Origin of the sequence: Limnohabitans simekii (SeqCode) (assembly GCF_965234735.1) — a bacterium.
Taxonomy (GTDB): Bacteria; Pseudomonadota; Gammaproteobacteria; order Burkholderiales; family Burkholderiaceae_C; genus Limnohabitans; species Limnohabitans simekii.
In genome coordinates, this window is the sequence record NZ_OZ248541.1 from 162,536 (window position 1) to 178,182 (window position 15,647).

At 57.3% G+C, this 15,647-nt stretch carries 14 protein-coding genes; 13 read left to right on the plus strand and 1 reads right to left on the minus strand.

Going from position 1 to position 15,647, the window contains the following annotated elements:
• Positions 1–2: 2 nt before the first annotated feature.
• A complete protein-coding gene (locus AC8GFP_RS05055; RefSeq protein ID WP_506610901.1) occupies positions 3–1,655 on the minus strand; it encodes an MBL fold metallo-hydrolase in 1,653 nt (550 codons plus the stop codon).
• A 43-nt stretch (positions 1,656–1,698) separates the two neighbouring features.
• Between AC8GFP_RS05055 and dapF the strand changes: the two genes are divergently transcribed.
• The 13 genes from dapF to mraY all read left to right on the plus strand — a co-directional run bounded on the left by dapF (position 1,699) and on the right by mraY (position 15,647).
• Positions 1,699–2,559: a diaminopimelate epimerase gene (gene dapF, locus AC8GFP_RS05060; protein WP_506610903.1), complete on the plus strand. Its 861-nt coding sequence runs from the start codon at positions 1,699–1,701 to the stop codon at positions 2,557–2,559.
• Positions 2,556–3,278 (plus strand): DUF484 family protein, encoded by a 723-nt coding sequence (locus tag AC8GFP_RS05065; RefSeq protein ID WP_506610905.1) that lies wholly within the window; start codon positions 2,556–2,558, stop codon positions 3,276–3,278. Before dapF ends, AC8GFP_RS05065 begins: the two co-directional genes overlap by 4 nt.
• Before the next feature lie 11 nt (positions 3,279–3,289).
• Positions 3,290–4,228, plus strand: a complete 939-nt coding sequence (xerC, locus tag AC8GFP_RS05070) for a tyrosine recombinase XerC (protein ID WP_506610907.1) — start codon at positions 3,290–3,292, stop codon at positions 4,226–4,228.
• Positions 4,225–5,442 carry a class I SAM-dependent rRNA methyltransferase gene (locus AC8GFP_RS05075; RefSeq protein WP_506610909.1) on the plus strand — a complete coding sequence of 406 codons (1,218 nt, stop codon included), beginning with the start codon at positions 4,225–4,227 and terminating at the stop codon, positions 5,440–5,442. The genes xerC and AC8GFP_RS05075 overlap by 4 nt, the downstream gene beginning before the upstream one ends.
• A gap of 62 nt (positions 5,443–5,504) precedes the next feature.
• Positions 5,505–6,575 (plus strand): CobW family GTP-binding protein, encoded by a 1,071-nt coding sequence (locus AC8GFP_RS05080; RefSeq protein WP_506610911.1) that lies wholly within the window; start codon positions 5,505–5,507, stop codon positions 6,573–6,575.
• 211 nt (positions 6,576–6,786) lie between these two features.
• Positions 6,787–7,878, plus strand: coding sequence for an RNA polymerase-binding protein DksA (gene dksA, locus AC8GFP_RS05085; protein WP_506611410.1), 1,092 nt, complete (start codon positions 6,787–6,789; stop codon positions 7,876–7,878).
• A gap of 295 nt (positions 7,879–8,173) precedes the next feature.
• On the plus strand, positions 8,174–8,602 hold the full coding sequence (gene mraZ / locus AC8GFP_RS05090; protein ID WP_506610913.1) for a division/cell wall cluster transcriptional repressor MraZ: 429 nt from the start codon (positions 8,174–8,176) through the stop codon (positions 8,600–8,602).
• A gap of 6 nt (positions 8,603–8,608) precedes the next feature.
• A complete protein-coding gene (gene rsmH / locus AC8GFP_RS05095; RefSeq protein WP_506610915.1) occupies positions 8,609–9,535 on the plus strand; it encodes a 16S rRNA (cytosine(1402)-N(4))-methyltransferase RsmH in 927 nt (308 codons plus the stop codon).
• Complete coding sequence (gene ftsL / locus AC8GFP_RS05100) at positions 9,532–9,843, plus strand: cell division protein FtsL (protein ID WP_506610918.1); 312 nt, start codon at positions 9,532–9,534, stop codon at positions 9,841–9,843. Before rsmH ends, ftsL begins: the two co-directional genes overlap by 4 nt.
• Positions 9,840–11,576: a peptidoglycan D,D-transpeptidase FtsI family protein gene (locus AC8GFP_RS05105; RefSeq protein WP_506610920.1), complete on the plus strand. Its 1,737-nt coding sequence runs from the start codon at positions 9,840–9,842 to the stop codon at positions 11,574–11,576. The genes ftsL and AC8GFP_RS05105 overlap by 4 nt, the downstream gene beginning before the upstream one ends.
• Entirely contained in the window at positions 11,576–13,078 is a 1,503-nt protein-coding gene (locus AC8GFP_RS05110) for a UDP-N-acetylmuramoyl-L-alanyl-D-glutamate--2,6-diaminopimelate ligase (RefSeq protein WP_506610922.1), read from the plus strand. The genes AC8GFP_RS05105 and AC8GFP_RS05110 overlap by 1 nt, the downstream gene beginning before the upstream one ends.
• On the plus strand, positions 13,075–14,478 hold the full coding sequence (locus AC8GFP_RS05115; protein WP_506610924.1) for a UDP-N-acetylmuramoyl-tripeptide--D-alanyl-D-alanine ligase: 1,404 nt from the start codon (positions 13,075–13,077) through the stop codon (positions 14,476–14,478). Before AC8GFP_RS05110 ends, AC8GFP_RS05115 begins: the two co-directional genes overlap by 4 nt.
• Positions 14,469–15,647 carry a phospho-N-acetylmuramoyl-pentapeptide-transferase gene (mraY, locus tag AC8GFP_RS05120; protein ID WP_506610926.1) on the plus strand — a complete coding sequence of 393 codons (1,179 nt, stop codon included), beginning with the start codon at positions 14,469–14,471 and terminating at the stop codon, positions 15,645–15,647. The genes AC8GFP_RS05115 and mraY overlap by 10 nt, the downstream gene beginning before the upstream one ends.

Genomic DNA, 15,647 nt, shown 5'->3' on the forward strand with positions numbered 1-15,647 from the left:
CTTCAAGCACCACGGATGTGTTGCACATGCGCCTCTAGCGAGCGCATGGCCACCGGCCAAATGGCCTGGGGCACATCGTCATACACCAGCGCCAACCAATCGTTCATGCTGCCATCAGGCAAGGCTTGCATGGCGTTCAAGACTTTGCGTTCACGCGCCAAGCGGTGGTTTTTCAAACGGTTCATGCAGTCGATGGCGCTGTAAGCCTCGCCCCAGACATTGCCCAGCACATGGCCGTGTGCAGGCAAGATGAACTCCACTTGAAATTCTTGGCCCAAGGCCATCAGTTTGTCCAAGGACGCCAAATAGTCGCCCATGTGGCCATCGGGCGGGTCGATGACGGTGGTGCTGCCGTTGAGCACATGGTCGCCGCTGAACAACAAGCCGTCTTCTTCCAAGATGAAACACACATGGTTGGCAGCGTGTCCTGGTGTGTGCACCACGCGCAAGCTGTGACGGTGCTCGCCAGACTGCAACACCAAGCGCTCGCCATCTTTCAATTCGCGGTCGGGCACAAAGTCGCTGTGGGCGCGTGCGGTGGGCAAGGACGCCATGCCCAAGATGTGCACTTGAACGCCATGCTGGGCGCACAAGGCTTGAAGCAGTGCTGCACCCGGCGAGTGGTCGGGGTGGGAATGGGTGCAAACGATGGCTTGAATCTGACCTTGTGTGATGTCCCACAAACGCTGCACATGGGCTGCATCTGGCGGGCCGGGGTCGATGACGATGAAGCCGCTACCTGCATCGCCCACCACATAGCTGTTGGTGCCGGGGCCGGTCATGATGCTGGGGTTGGGTGCGGTCAGGCGTTGCACATGCTCAAGCAAACGAACCGGTTGCTTGGTTTGCCAATCGAGGTGGTGCACGATCTGCCCATCGCGACAGGTGAGGGCCAGTTCGCCATAAGGCGCATCGTGTTCCATGAACCGCGCCTCTTGGGCATTCAAAAAACCAGCGCGTGGGCAACTGGTGAACCAAGGTTGCTCGTTGGCGCAGGCTTGCAGCACGCTGTCCACCGTGTCGTGCGCTTGCATGCGCTCCAGTGTGCGGATGGTGGGAAAGATGATGAAGAAATCTTCTTCGCGGTGACGTCGCAGCGCTTCAGCAGGGCGAATCCACACCGGCTCAAACTGCTCTTGTTCGTCGGCCGCAGGTGTTTGGTGGTCGGGCATGCGGGCCACCAAGAAAGGCACGTCAAAGCGGCGTTTCAAATCCCGGTCGGTGATCCAATGTGCCAACACAAACACTTGGTCGGCGGCCAATGTCAAGCCCAGTTCTTCGCATTGCGTGTGCAGGGCTTGGCTGCGGTCCAGCTTGGCGATGTCTTGCATGTTGGCCATGCGGCCTTGCGCATCCGTGGCCAGCAACACGCCCAGCTCTTCAAAGCTTTCGCGGATGGCGGCCACCGCTTGCGTCAAGCGGGTGTCGTCTTGCGTTGGGCGGCGTTTCACCAGGTGGTGAATCTCGGCGTCACGGGCATCGATGCCGCCGCCTGGAAACACATAAGCCCCCGGCGCAAAACTCGCACTCATCGAGCGGCGTGTCATCAACACCTCCAAGCCTTGTTCACCATCGCGCAGCAGCAACACCGTGGCAGCAGGCAGGGGCGTGGCGGGTGTGCGTTCGGGGTGGATTTGCAGCTGGGGGCGGACCATGGTGTGAGGGCAGGGGTGGGGGTGGAGGGATGATAATCGGCACATGCGGATTCGATTTACCAAAATGCAAGGCGCGGGCAATGACTTCGTGGTGCTCGATGAGACCCACGGCCTCTTGGGTTTGCGCCCCGACCAATACCAATTCATTGCCCACCGACACTTTGGTGTCGGTGCCGATCAAATTCTCAGTGTGCGACCCGCGCCCCAAGCCGATGTGGACTTTGAGTATGTGATTCACAACGCCGATGGCGGCGAGGTGGAAAACTGCGGCAACGGTGCGCGTTGCTTTGTGCGCTATGTGCGCAGCCACGGCCTCACCGACAAAACCACGGTGCGTGTGAAAGTGCACGGCGGCGTCATCTCTTTGCATGAACTGCCCGATGGTCAAGTGCAAGTGGACATGGGCCCACCGGTGTTTGACTTGCCCCAAGTCCCTTTCAACACAGCGCAAGCAAAAGCTTTGGACGGCACTGATGGTTTGCGTTGGCAATTGGCGTTAAACGCGAACCACCACGCCGATGTGGCCGTGCTGTCCATGGGCAACCCGCATGCGGTGTTGCGTGTGGACGATGTCGACCTGGCGCCGGTAGCCAGTTGGGGCCGCTTGATTGAAAACCACGCAGCCTTTCCCAAGCGCGTGAACGCCGGGTTTTTACAAGTGCTGTCCCGCACTCAAGTGAAGTTGCGCGTGTTCGAGCGCGGTACGGGCGAAACCTTGGCCTGTGGCACCGGCGCTTGCGCAGCTGTGGTGGCCGGTATTCGGCAAGGCTGGCTCGACGACGAAGTTCAGGTGCACACCCGCGGTGGTGTGCTCACGATTCAATGGCATGGCGCAGGTTCATCGGTGATGATGACGGGCCCGGCCACCACGGTATTCACAGGCGAGATGGAGATTCCCAAATGAGCAACCCGATCACACCGATCACCGAAGACGACATTGCCAATTTTCTGGTGAACACGCCTGATTTTTTCGAGCGCCACGCCGCGCTCTTGTCCACCGTGCGGTTCGTCAGTCCGCATGGCCAACGGGCGGTCAGTTTGCAAGAACGTCAAGCCGACATGCTGCGCGAAAAGATTCGCGCCTTGGAACACCGCATGATGGACATGATCCGCAACGGCAGCGACAACGCGGTGCTGTCTGACCGCTTGCACCGTTGGTCGCAAAGCCTCTTGAACACCCAACAACCCGGCAACCTGCCCAACGTCATCGTCGATGAGATTCAGCACCATTTCATGGTGCCGCAGGTGGCCATCCGGGTGTGGAACGTGGACCAAGCCTATGAAATTGAGCCCTTCACCCATGGCGTCAGCGACGAGGTAAAAGCGTTCGCCGCGGGCTTGAGAGCGCCCTATTGCGGTGCCAACGCCGAGTTTGAAGCCGTGAATTGGTTGGCGCATCCTCATGAAGCCCAATCGGTGGCGCTGCTGGCTTTGCGCAGCACCAACACCCCGTGGTCCACCGATGTGCCGATGGACCCCGAAGCCAAACTGCCTGACCATGAGCTCATCGGTTTGTTGGTCTTGGCTTCGCCCGATCCGCAGCGATTTCAGCCGTCGATGGCCACCGACTTGTTGGCCCGCATTGGCGAATTGGCCAGCGCCGCCCTGACACGCTTGCGCTGACAAAAAACGGCATGTCCGACAAACCCGCTTTGGTTGAACGCTATTTGGCGCATGCGCAGTTTGAAAAACGCTTGGCCGAGCGCACCGTGGCCTTGTACACCGAAGACTTGAAACGTTTGCAAGCCTTGGCACAAGAAGCTGGTGTGTCGCTTGAACAAGTGCAAGCCCACCATGTGCGACGCTGGATGGCGCAGATGCACAGCGGCGGTCGAACACCGCGTGGCATCGCGCTCATCGTCTCGGGCTGGCGCGGTTTTTACACCTGGCTGGGCCGCGAAGGCTTGGTCAGCAGCAACCCCTTGGCTGGTTTGCGTGCCCCCAAAGCTGCCAAGCCCTTGCCCAAAGCACTCAATGTGGACGATGCGGTGCAACTCACCGAACACCGCAACGACGACCAAGATCCGTGGTTGCAGGCGCGTGACATCGCCATGGTGGAGTTGCTCTACAGCAGCGGTTTGCGCGTGGCCGAGCTCACCGGCTTGGATGTGCAGGCCAGCGCCCAAGCCCGTGGTTGGATTGACATGGACGGTGCCGAAGCCCATGTGCTGGGCAAAGGCGCCAAGCGCCGCAGTGTGCCCGTGGGTCAACAAGCCCTGCAGGCTTTGCAAGCCTGGTTGGCCATCCGCAGCCAGGGCTTGCCCGTGCAAGCACAAACCCAAACTGCTTTGTTTGTTGGGCAGCGTGGCACAAGGCTGAGTTCACAAGCCATTTGGCAACGCTTGCGCCAACGGGGTGTGCAAGCGGGCATGAGCACGGCACTGCATCCGCACATGTTGCGGCATTCGTTCGCCAGCCATGTGCTGCAGTCCAGTGGCGACTTGCGGGCGGTGCAAGAGTTGTTGGGCCACGCCAACATCAGCACAACCCAGGTCTACACCCGACTCGACTACCAACATTTGGCCAAGGCCTATGACGCGGCGCATCCACGCGCCCGCAGAAAACAAGCATGAAAACCATCACCCTCAAAGCAGGTAAAGAGCGCTCGGCCCTGCGCTTTCACCCTTGGGTGTTTGATTCGGCCGTTGCCAAGGGCGGTGGCGACGCTGGTGAAACCGTGCGGGTCGAATCGCAAACCGGCCAATTTTTAGGCTGGGCGTCGTTCAGCCCCACCTCCAAAATTCGCGCTCGCATTTGGAGTTTTCAAAGTGACGAGCGGATTGACAGTGCGTTTTTTGAACGCCAAGTGGCCGCTGCCGTGGCCATGCGGGCCCGCTTGCAAGTGCCCAGCAATGGCGTGCGGTTGATTCACGGCGAAGCCGATGGCTTGCCGGGCTTGATCGTCGATCGGTATGACGATACCTTGGTGGCGCAGTTTTTATCGGCGGGGACCGAACGTTTCAAGGCCGACATTGTGAAAGCCTTGGTGCTGCACACCGATGCCAAGCGGGTGTTTGAACGGTCTGATTCGGGTGTGCGTGGTTTGGAAGGTTTGCCCGCGGTCACCGGTTGGCTGCACCGCGCCGAGGGTGCGAATGACGACACCGCCATCGTCATCCAAGAACACGACTGGTCCTTGCAACTCGACATCGCTGAAGGCCACAAAACAGGTTTTTACTTGGACCAACGCGACAGCCGTTTGAAGTTTGCAGAATATGCACGGCGTTTGAATTTACGGCAGGTGCTCAATTGCTATGGCTACACCGGTGGCTTCAGTGTGGCGGCGCTCAGTGGCATGCGCCAAAGCGGTGCTTTGGGCGCGGGCGCAGAAGTGATCACGGTGGACTCCTCCGGCCCGGCCATTGCCAAAGCGCAGGCGAATGTGCAGCGCAATGGATTCACGACCGACAACGCCAGCTTCATGGACGCCGATGTGAACGCCACTTTGCGCAGCTTGCACAAAGAAGGGCGTCAGTTTGATGGCATCGTGCTCGATCCGCCCAAGTTCGCGCCCAGCGCCGCCCATGCCGACCGCGCGGCCCGCGCTTACAAAGACATCAACCGCTGGGCCTTCAAGCTTTTGGCACCCGGCGGTGTGTTGTTCACCTACAGCTGCTCGGGCGGCATTCCGCCGGAGTTGTTCCACAAAATCGTGGCCTCCGCTGGCACTGATTCGGGCATCGACGCCTACATCTTGGAGCGGGTGCAAGCCGCGCCAGACCACCCCATGACGGTCAATTTCCCCGAAGGCGAATACCTCAAAGGTTTGATTTTGATGAAGAAATAGCCCGCACCCTTGAATGCTGGCTACACTGCCCCACCTTGTATGTTTCGTTGAAAGTCCTGCCCATGTTGATCCCCGCCACCGTTCTCACAGGTTTCTTAGGCTCTGGCAAAACCACCTTGCTCAAACGCGTGTTGTCCGAGTCGCATGGTTTGAAAATCGCCATCATTGAAAACGAGTTTGGCGAAGAAAACATTGATAACGAGATTTTGGTGGCCGACACCAAAGAACACATTGTGCAAATGAGCAATGGCTGCGTGTGTTGCACCATCCGAGAAGACCTGCGCACCACTTTGCAAGACTTGGCCGAGAAAAAACGCAAAGGTGAGCTCGACTTTGAACGCGTGGTGATTGAAACCACTGGCTTGGCCGACCCCGGCCCGGTGGCGCAAACTTTTTTCATGGACGACGAAATCGCCGAGAGTTTTTTACTCGACTCGATCCTCACCTTGGTGGATGCCAAGCACGCGGCACAAACCCTGAACGACCGCCAAGAAGCGCGTCGCCAGGTGGGCTTTGCCGATCAAATTTTCATCAGCAAAAGCGATTTGGTGAGTGCTGAAGAACTCGATGCCTTGCAACACCGTTTGAAACACATGAACCCCCGTGCACCGCAACAAACAGTGCACTTTGGCGAGGTGCCGATCAGCAAGGTGTTTGATTTGCGTGGTTTCAACCTGAACACCACATTGGAAATCGACCCCGACTTTTTGAACGAAGGCCATGACCACCATCACCATGATGGCGAGCATTGCGACCATCCCTCACACCAACACGACCACCACGGTGACCATGACCATGCGCATGGACACGGTCATGGCCACCACCATCACCACGATGACGATGTGAAAAGCTTTGTCTTCAAGGCAGATCGACCCTTGGACCCGGCGAAATTGGAAGATTTCTTGGGTGCCATCGTCAATATTTACGGCCCACGCATGCTGCGTTACAAAGGCGTTTTGCACATGAAAGGCACGGAGCGCAAAGTGATTTTCCAAGGCGTTCACCAGCTCATGGGCAGTGATTTGGGCCAGCCTTGGGAGCCGCAAGAGAAGCGAATGAGCAAAATGGTATTCATTGGCATCGATTTGCCGCGCGATATTTTCTTGCAAGGCCTGCAACAGTGTGTATCCTGAGTACAATCCGCGCGCCATTGACCTGGGTACTCAAAGCCCCCTGTCATCAAGGCATCAAGATGGACCAGTACAACAAACCGCAGCCGGGGTAGGGTGTTCAAGCACCTGACGCCAAACTGTCAGGAGACTTGCAGTGAAAACGACAAAGCATTCCAACAAGACCAAAGCAAAGCCCCAGGCGGCTGCGAAAAAACCAGCGGCCAAAGCGGCTGTGAAAAAACCATTGGCGAAAAAAGCAGTGGCCAAGAAGGCTGTGGTGAAAAAGCCGGCAGCTGTGAAAAAGCCAGTCGCTAAAAAGCCAGTCGCTAAAAAGCCAGTCGCTCAAAAAGGGGTGGCCAAGAAGGCCGTTGTGAAGAAAGTAGCCTCCAAGAAAGTAGCCGCCAAGAAAGTCGTTGCAAAGAAGCTTGTTGCCAAGAAAGCTGTGGTGAAAAAACCGGTTGCCAAGAAAGTTGTTGCGAAAAAACCTGTTGCCAAGAAAGTTGTCGCCAAAAAAGCAGTAGCCACTAAAAAAACAGTCCCTCCAAAAGCGGTTCCGTCCAAGGCCAAAGCCAAGGCGCCGCCCATTGCCAAGAAACCCTCACCTGCGCCCTCTGCTGCCAAATCCGTGTCCACTGCCACCAAGTCCAAATCTGCCAAACCGGCTGCCGTGAAAACCGCCGCCGTCAAACCCGTCACCACAGTCACCACGCCACCTGCTGCCGAGGTCGCCAAGAAGTCCCCGCGTGCCGCCAAAGCCATGGCCATGATGCCGCCCCCGCCTGGGCAAAGTGTGGCCTCGACCACCGCCAAGTCCAGCTATGGTCCCATTTCTGTGCCCTCATTGCCTGCCGTGGTCCCCATGATTCCCGTCAAAGATCCCAAGTTGGCCAACAACTGGAAATCCAAAACAGCTGAAACCATTTCTGAAGCTGAAGTCATGGCCATGTCGGATGACGTTTACATGAATGCATTTCAGTTGGCCTACTTTCGCCACAAGTTGGTGCAACTGAAAAACGACATCTTGGTGAATGCTGGCGAAACCACCGAGCATTTGCGCGAAGACACCGTCATCGTGCCCGATCCTGCTGACCGCGCCACCATTGAAGAGGAGCATGCCCTAGAGTTGCGCACACGCGACCGCGAGCGCAAGTTGCTGAAGAAAATCGAGCAATCCATCACCCGCATTGACAGCGGCGACTATGGGTATTGCGATGAAACCGGCGAGCCCATCGGGGTGGGCCGTTTGATCGCCCGTCCCACCGCCACCTTGTCTTTGGAAGCCCAGCAGCGTCGCGAACTCAAGCAGAAAATGTTTGGCGACTGATTTGTCTGCCTGAAGACAACAGCAGCAGGCCCTGGTGGCCTGCTTTTTTTGCCCCTTTTTCTGCTTATAAGCCACTTTTAATATAGCTTCTAAGTGCTTATTTCATATGGATTTTTACCTCAAACAAGCTTTCAAAACACCACTCTAAGTTGTTGATTTCATTTACAAAATAGCCTATCAGGGACTTGTCATCTCTGGAATCTCTGGTAAAGTGCAAACAAGTGGTATTTAGTGGAAGAATGTGAAATTCTGAGCCACTCAAGCCAGTGTTTTGTCACAAAAGGGGTAACTTGCCGTGTTTCAGGGTGCGTCGTCGCTGAGTTTGGATGCCAAAGGCCGTTTGTCGGTGCCCACACGGCACCGCGATGTGCTGAGCGCCACTGCGGGCGGACAACTCACCATCACCCGCCACCCGCATGGCTGCCTCATGATTTTTCCGCGCACCGAGTGGGAAAAATTTCGTGATCGAGTCGCTGCCTTGCCGATGACGGCGCAATGGTGGAAACGTATTTTTTTGGGCAACGCCATGGATGTCGACATGGACAACACCGGCCGCGTGTTGGTGTCGCCCGAGTTGCGCACTGCCGCCCACATCAGCAAAGAAGCCGTTCTGCTGGGCATGGGCACGCATTTCGAGTTGTGGGACAAGACCACCTATGACGCTCAGGAAGCCGAAGCCATGCAGGGCGAGATGCCCGATGTGTTCCGGGATTTTTCGATTTAACGTGGAATGGCAACGACTGAATGGGCACACACCACCGTCATGTTGAAGGAGGCGGTCGAGGCGCTGGACGTCCAGGCCGAAGCCACTTATGTCGACACAACCTTTGGCCGCGGCGGGCATGCAAAGCGCATCTTGGAACAGCTCGGTCCGCAGGGGCGCTTGATCGCCTTCGACAAAGACCCGCAAGCAGTGGCCACGGCCCAAGCGATCAACGACCACAGGCTGACGATCCGGCACCAGGGCTTTGCAGCCCTGAACCAACTCCCAAACAACAGCGTCGCAGGCGTGCTGATGGACCTGGGGGTGAGCTCCCCGCAAATCGACAACCCGCTGCGCGGCTTCTCCTTTCGACAGGACGGCCCGCTGGACATGCGGATGGACACAAGCCAAGGCCCAAGCGTGTACGAGTGGCTGGGCGAGGCAAAAACCGAACAGATCGCACAGGTGATTCGTGACTATGGTGAAGAACGATTTGCCAATGGCATTGCCAAAGCCATCGTTGCCAAGCGCGATGCGGGACAACTGCCCGCCACCACATTGGGCATGGCCGCTTTGGTCGCCGACATTGTCAAAACCCGCGAGCCTGGTCAAAACCCGGCTACCCGCACCTTTCAAGCCTTTCGCATGTTCATCAACCGCGAGTTGGATGAATTGCAGCAGGCCTTGGACGCCAGCATGGATGTTTTGCAAGACGGAGGGCGCTTGGTGGTGATCAGTTTCCATTCGCTGGAAGACCGCATGGTCAAGCAATTCATCGCCAAACATTCGCGCGAGGTCTACGATCGCCGTGCGCCATTCGCTGCAGCACCCAACTTGGGCCTCAAGGCGCTCGGGCGTCAGCGCCCTAGCGTCGAAGAGGTCAAGGCCAATCCGCGCAGTCGCAGCGCCATCATGCGCGTGGCCCAACGCGTTCAAGCTGGGGCGTTGGCATGACCCGGGTCAGCGCGTTGCTGTTGGTCGCGGTCATGTGCAGTGCCTTGTATTTGGTGCACACGCAGTATGAATCGCGCCGTTTGTACACCGAGTTAGATCGTGCCAAGGCGCAGGCCCAGCGTTTGGAAACTGAGCATGATCGCTTGGACGTGGAGCGCGGCGCACAGGCCACCCCCTTGCGGGTGGAAAAATTAGCGCGAGAGCAATTGCGCATGCAAACCATCTCGCCAGCCATCAGCCAATACGTTGCGCCGCATGCTGCTGCCGTTGAAAGTGCTGCTGCAGCTGCTGGCAAGGAGCAGCCATGAGCAGCCGCAGCGTGCAATACGCCAGCAACCCGCTATTGGCCAGCAAAACGCCCATTTGGCGCAGCCAACTCATCGTGGCCTGCATCGCCTTGGGTTTCATTGGCTTGGTGTTCCGAGCCGCCTATGTGCAGGTGGTGGGCAACGCTTTTTTCCGCAAACAGGGCACGGTGCGGTTTGAGCGTCAGCTGGAAATTCCGGCCAATCGTGGACGCATCCTCGACCGACATGGTCTGATCTTGGCGTCGAGTGTCCCCATGCCCAGCATCTGGGCCTCGCCAGAAGAACTCGAGGACGATCCGGTCAAGCTCAAAGCCTTGGCCCAATTGCTCAACATGCCTCTGGGCGAATTGCAAAACAAAGTCAAAAACAAAAAGAAGAGTTTTGTCTGGCTCAGGCGGCAGTTGGACATGGCCACCGGCAAAAAAGTGACCGACTTGAAATTCGCCGGTGTCTACACCCGCATGGAATACAAGCGCATGTACCCGCAAGGGGAAGCCGCCGCGCATGTGGTGGGCTTCACCAACATTGAAAACACCGGCCAAGAGGGCGTGGAGTTGGCATTCAACACCCATCTGGGGGGCAAGAGTGGCTCCAGGCGGGTCATCAAAGATGGCCAAGGCCAAGTGATTGAAGGCATTGGCGACATGATCCCGCCCGAGGAAGGTCGGGATTTGCAATTGAGTATTGACAGCAAGGTGCAGTACTTTGCCTACCAACGGTTGCGGGAAGCGGTGTTGGACAACAAGGCTGCAGCAGGCAGTGTGGTGGTGCTGGATGCGCAAACCGGCGATGTGCTGGCGCTGGCCAATTACCCCAGTTATTCGCCCGACAAGCGCAGCAACTTGAGTGGCGCACAGTTGCGCAACCGCGCCTTGACCGATACCTTTGAACCGGGCTCGACCATGAAGCCGTTCGTGGTGGGTTTGGCCATGGAGAAAGGCTTGATCAAGCCCGAGACCATGATCGACACCGCTCCTGGCAAGCTCAACATGTACGGCATGACAGTCACCGATGCGCATCCCCACGGCATGCTCAGTGTCAACGAGGTGATTCAAAAATCCAGCAACGTGGGCACGGTGAAAATTGCCATGCGCATGCCGCCCAAAGACATGTGGGAGATGTACACCCAAGTCGGCTTTGGTCAAAAACCCCAAGTGCCTTTTCCTGGTGCCGTGGCGGGCCGTTTGCGCGCTTACAAAACTTGGCGTCCGATGGAGCAAGCCACCATGAGTTATGGCTATGGCTTGTCCACCAGTTTGTTTCAACTCGCCCAGGCCTACACCGTGTTTGCCCGCGATGGGGAAGTCGCCCCGGTCAGCTTGCTCAAGCGACAAGACAAGGTGGCTGGCGTGCGGGTCATGAATGCCCAAAACGCAGCCTCGGTGCGCCACATGCTGCACATGGTCACGGGGCCGGGGGGCACGGCGCCGAAAGCCCAAACCATGGGGTATTCGGTGGGCGGAAAAACCGGAACCGCGCATAAATTGGATGGCAAAACCTACGCCGCCAAAAAGTACCGTGGCTTCTTTGTGGGCTTGGCACCGATTGACAACCCACGCATCGTGGTGGCCGTCATGATTGATGAACCCACTGCAGGACGCTATTACGGCGGTGATGTGGCGGCACCGGTTTTCAGTCAAACCGTGCAGCAAACTTTGCGCATGCTCGAAGTGCAGCCTGACATGGCGGTCAAACCTCAGGTCGTGGCCAAAGCCGAGGCGGAGTCTTTCTGATGCAGCATTTGCACACCCCCGAACAAGCCGCACAGTGGTTGCGCGGTTTGGTGCATGGCCATTTGCAATCGGACAGCCGCGCTGTTCGCGAAGGCGATGGTTTTTTGGCATGGGTGGGGCAGACGACCGATGCACGCCAACATGTGGTGCAAGCTTGGCAACAAGGTGCTGCAGCCTGCTTGGTAGAAGCGCAGGGCATTGAGGCCTTTGAAGCCGTCAATGACTTGGCCATGCACGATGTACCGATTGCCTGCATACCGCAACTCAAGGCCCGGTGTGGTCTGATCGCTGACGCCTACCATGCGTCGCCCAGTCAACAATTGAAGATGCTGGCCGTGACCGGTACCAATGGCAAAACCTCCACTGTCTGGTGGTTGGCACAAGCCTTGAACCGGTTGAACGAAGCTTGCACCGTGGTGGGCACCCTGGGTTTGGGTCGACCCGGCGAGATGCACAGCACGGGCCTCACCACCCCCAATCCTTTGCAGTTGCACCAACAGTTGCGCCATTGGATACAGCAAGGCGTGCGTGCATGCGCCATCGAAGCCTCATCGATCGGCTTGGCCGAGCATCGATTGGAAGGCTTGCAATTTCGCACCGCCATCTTCACCAATTTCAGCCAAGACCATCTGGACTACCACGCAGACATGAACCAGTACTGGGCTGCCAAACAACGCTTGTTTGACTGGCCCCATTTGCGCTCTGCAGTGGTCAATCTGGACGATCCGGTGGCGGCCGTTTTGTTGGCGCATCTGAAACTGCGCCCCGAGGTGAAGGTGTGGACGGTGTCCATGCAAACTCAGGCAGACATCCATGCAGAGCAGTTGCAAACAACGGCCGAGGGTGTTGGCTTTGAAGTCGTTGAAGGCGAGCAACGCCTAACCGTACAAAGTCCTGCCTTGGGCGACTTCAATGTCTTGAATTTATTGGGTGTCATCGCTGCGCTGCGTGACTTGGGGTACAGCTTGCCATCAGCCGTGCAGGCCTGCCAAGGTTTGCAAGCCGTCCCGGGGCGCATGCAGCGCGTGGGCAGGCCGCAGCAGCCTGCTGTGGTGGTGGACTACGCCCATACACCGGATGCGGTGGACAAGGCGCTGCGTGCGCTGCGACCCTGGGCGCATGCGCGAGGCGGTCGATTGGTTTGCATCCTGGGTTGTGGCGGCAACCGCGACAGCAGCAAACGTGCACCCATGGCGCGCATGGCCGAGCAAACTGCCGATCTGGTGTGTTTGACCAGCGACAACCCGCGCAACGAAGACCCGCAAGAAATCATGGCGCAAATGTGTCAGGGCTTGACCCGACCACAAGCCGCCTGGCAATGGGTGGACCGTGGGCAAGCGATTGCCCATGTGATTGCCCAGGCGCGTGCTGAAGACATTGTCTTGATCGCGGGCAAAGGACATGAAACCTACCAAGAAATTCAAGGTGTGAAACATGGGTTTTCGGATGTGGACCATGCCGAATTGGCCTTGCACAAATGGGGGGTGGGATGCACAGCATGAACCTCAGCTTGGCGCAAATTCAGCAATGGTTGCCCGGCAGTCGATTGGTGGGTGACTCCGATTTGAAGGTGGCGCGTGTGCACACCGACAGCCGCACTGTGCTGGCAGATGATGTGTTTGTGGCGTTGCGAGGTGAGCGTTTTGATGCCCACGACTACTTGCTTCAACTGCCCGCCGCCGGTGTCAAAGCAGCCATCGCTCAACAGGGCTTGGCGCAAGCGGGCTTGATGGGCTTAGAAGTGGCCGATACCAAGCAAGCACTGGGTCAATTAGCACAAGCATGGCGAGCGCAATTCAAGCTGCCACTGATTGCGGTGACGGGCAGCAATGGCAAAACCACGGTCACGCAAATGGTTGCCAGCATCCTGCATGCTTGGCTAGGCGAGGCTGCGCTCGCTACCCAAGGTAATTTCAACAATGACATCGGATTGCCACTGACTTTGCTGCGCTTGCGTGAAACACACCGCGCCGCTGTGGTCGAGTTGGGCATGAACCACCCGGGTGAAATAGCCCAGTTGGCTGCATGGGCTGCACCCACGGTCGCGGTGGTCAACAACGCGCAGCGCGAGCACCAAGAATTCATGCAAAGTGTGGAAGCGGTGGCGTTGGAAAACGGTGCTGTTTTACAAGCCTTGCCAGTGGATGGGTGGGCGGTTTTTCCTGCCAGCGATGCGCATCAATCAGTTTGGCGCAACATGGCTGCCAAGCACCGTGTGATGGACTTCGGCACGGAAAAAGCAAGTGTGAAAGTGCTAGGAGCCGATTGGCAAACAAACCGTTGGCTGCTGCGTTTGCAAACACCGCAGGGTGTGGTGGATTGCAGTTTGAACTTGCCCGGTTTGCACAATGTGCACAACGCCATGGCGGCTTGTGCCAGCGCCTTGGCTGCAGGTGCACCTTTGCCAGCCATTGCCAAGGGCTTGTCCAATTTTGAAGCGGTTGGCGGCCGATCCCGCAGTGGGGTCTTGCAATCGGCTGGCCACAGCTATACCTTGATTGACGACACCTACAACGCCAACCCCGATTCAGTGCGTGCGGCCATTGATTTGTTGGCGCTCGCGCCAAGCCCTCGGTTGTTGGTGTTGGGCGACATGGGCGAAGTGGGTGAGCAAGGACCCCAGTTCCATCACGAAGTCGGTGCCTATGCCAAGTCTTGCGGCGTCGATCAATTGTTCACTTTGGGTGAACTGTCGCAACACAGCGCACACGCTTTTCAAGGAGCGCGGCATTTCGACAGCATGGATGCTTTGCAACAACAGATGAACACCTCCACAAAAGAAATGGCCACTGTGCTGGTCAAAGGTTCGCGCTTCATGCGCATGGAGCGCGTGGTGCAAGCCCTGCAAGCGGCTCATCCAACGGCAGCAGCGCTGCCCCACAAGGAGGCATCATGCTGCTGAGCTTGGCCCAATGGTTGCAGTCACTCTCCCCCGACTATGGCTATTTGCGCGTTTTCCAATACCTGACGTTCCGTGCCGTGATGGCGGCGATGACAGCGTTGTTGATCGGTTTGGTTGCAGGGCCCGCAGTGATTCGCAAACTCACCGCCTTGAAAATCGGTCAGCCCATACGCGGTTATGGCATTGAAGCCCACTTGAGCAAATCGGGCACACCCACCATGGGTGGTGTGTTGATCTTGCTGTCGATTTCTTTTTCCACCTTGATGTGGGTCGATCTGTCCAACCGATTTGTTTGGATCGTGTTGTTGGTCACGCTGGCATTTGGCGCCATTGGCTGGGTGGACGATTGGCGCAAAGTGGTCAACAAAGACCCTGAGGGCATGCCTTCGCGTGAGAAATACCTGTGGCAATCCCTGGTTGGTTTGTTGGCGGCTTTGTATTTGGTGTTCAGTATTTCAGAGGTCAGCAACCTCAAGGTGTTGGAGCTGTTCTTCAGCTGGGTGCGCTCGGGATTTGATGTCAACTTGCCACCCAAAGCCGGTTTGATGGTGCCCTTTTTCAAAGAAATCAGTTATCCATTGGGTGTCTTGGGCTTTGTGATCCTCACCTATTTGGTCATCGTGGGTTCGAGCAATGCCGTGAATTTGACCGATGGTCTTGATGGCTTGGCCATCATGCCGGTGGTCATGGTTGGCTCGGCCTTGGGGGTGTTCGCCTACGTCGCAGGCAGTGCGGTGTATTCCAAATATTTGTTCTTCCCGCACATCCCCGGCACCGGCGAGTTGCTGGTGTTTTGTGCCGCTATTGCCGGTGCAGGTTTGGCCTTTTTGTGGTTCAACACCCATCCCGCACAGGTTTTCATGGGTGACGTGGGAGCGCTGGGTTTGGGGGCTGCCTTGGGCACCATCGCCGTCATCGTGCGTCAAGAAATCGTGTTGGCCATCATGGGCGGTATTTTTGTGGCAGAAGCTTTGTCAGTGATGCTGCAAGTCAGTTATTTCAAATACACCAAACGCAAATATGGTGAAGGGCGGCGCATCTTGAAGATGGCGCCGTTGCACCATCACTTTGAAAAATCCGGATGGAAAGAAACCCAAGTGGTGGTCCGCTTTTGGATCATCACCATGTTGTTGTGTTTGGTGGGCTTGTCCACCTTGAAGCTGCGTTGA

Excerpts from the sequence above, each read along its gene's own strand:
- AC8GFP_RS05075 (WP_506610909.1), top strand. The coding sequence starts at position 4,225 with ATGAAAACCATCACCCTCAAAGCAGGTAAAGAGCGCTCGGCCCTGCGC.
- dapF (WP_506610903.1), top strand. The coding sequence starts at position 1,699 with ATGCGGATTCGATTTACCAAAATGCAAGGCGCGGGCAATGACTTCGTG.
- AC8GFP_RS05115 (WP_506610924.1), top strand. The coding sequence starts at position 13,075 with ATGAACCTCAGCTTGGCGCAAATTCAGCAATGGTTGCCCGGCAGTCGA.
- AC8GFP_RS05110 (WP_506610922.1), top strand. The coding sequence starts at position 11,576 with ATGCAGCATTTGCACACCCCCGAACAAGCCGCACAGTGGTTGCGCGGT.
- AC8GFP_RS05080 (WP_506610911.1), top strand. The coding sequence starts at position 5,505 with ATGTTGATCCCCGCCACCGTTCTCACAGGTTTCTTAGGCTCTGGCAAA.
- ftsL (WP_506610918.1), top strand. The coding sequence starts at position 9,532 with ATGACCCGGGTCAGCGCGTTGCTGTTGGTCGCGGTCATGTGCAGTGCC.
- AC8GFP_RS05105 (WP_506610920.1), top strand. The coding sequence starts at position 9,840 with ATGAGCAGCCGCAGCGTGCAATACGCCAGCAACCCGCTATTGGCCAGC.
- AC8GFP_RS05055 (WP_506610901.1), bottom strand. The coding sequence starts at position 1,655 with ATGGTCCGCCCCCAGCTGCAAATCCACCCCGAACGCACACCCGCCACG.
- rsmH (WP_506610915.1), top strand. The coding sequence starts at position 8,609 with ATGGCAACGACTGAATGGGCACACACCACCGTCATGTTGAAGGAGGCG.
- AC8GFP_RS05065 (WP_506610905.1), top strand. The coding sequence starts at position 2,556 with ATGAGCAACCCGATCACACCGATCACCGAAGACGACATTGCCAATTTT.
- xerC (WP_506610907.1), top strand. The coding sequence starts at position 3,290 with ATGTCCGACAAACCCGCTTTGGTTGAACGCTATTTGGCGCATGCGCAG.
- mraY (WP_506610926.1), top strand. The coding sequence starts at position 14,469 with ATGCTGCTGAGCTTGGCCCAATGGTTGCAGTCACTCTCCCCCGACTAT.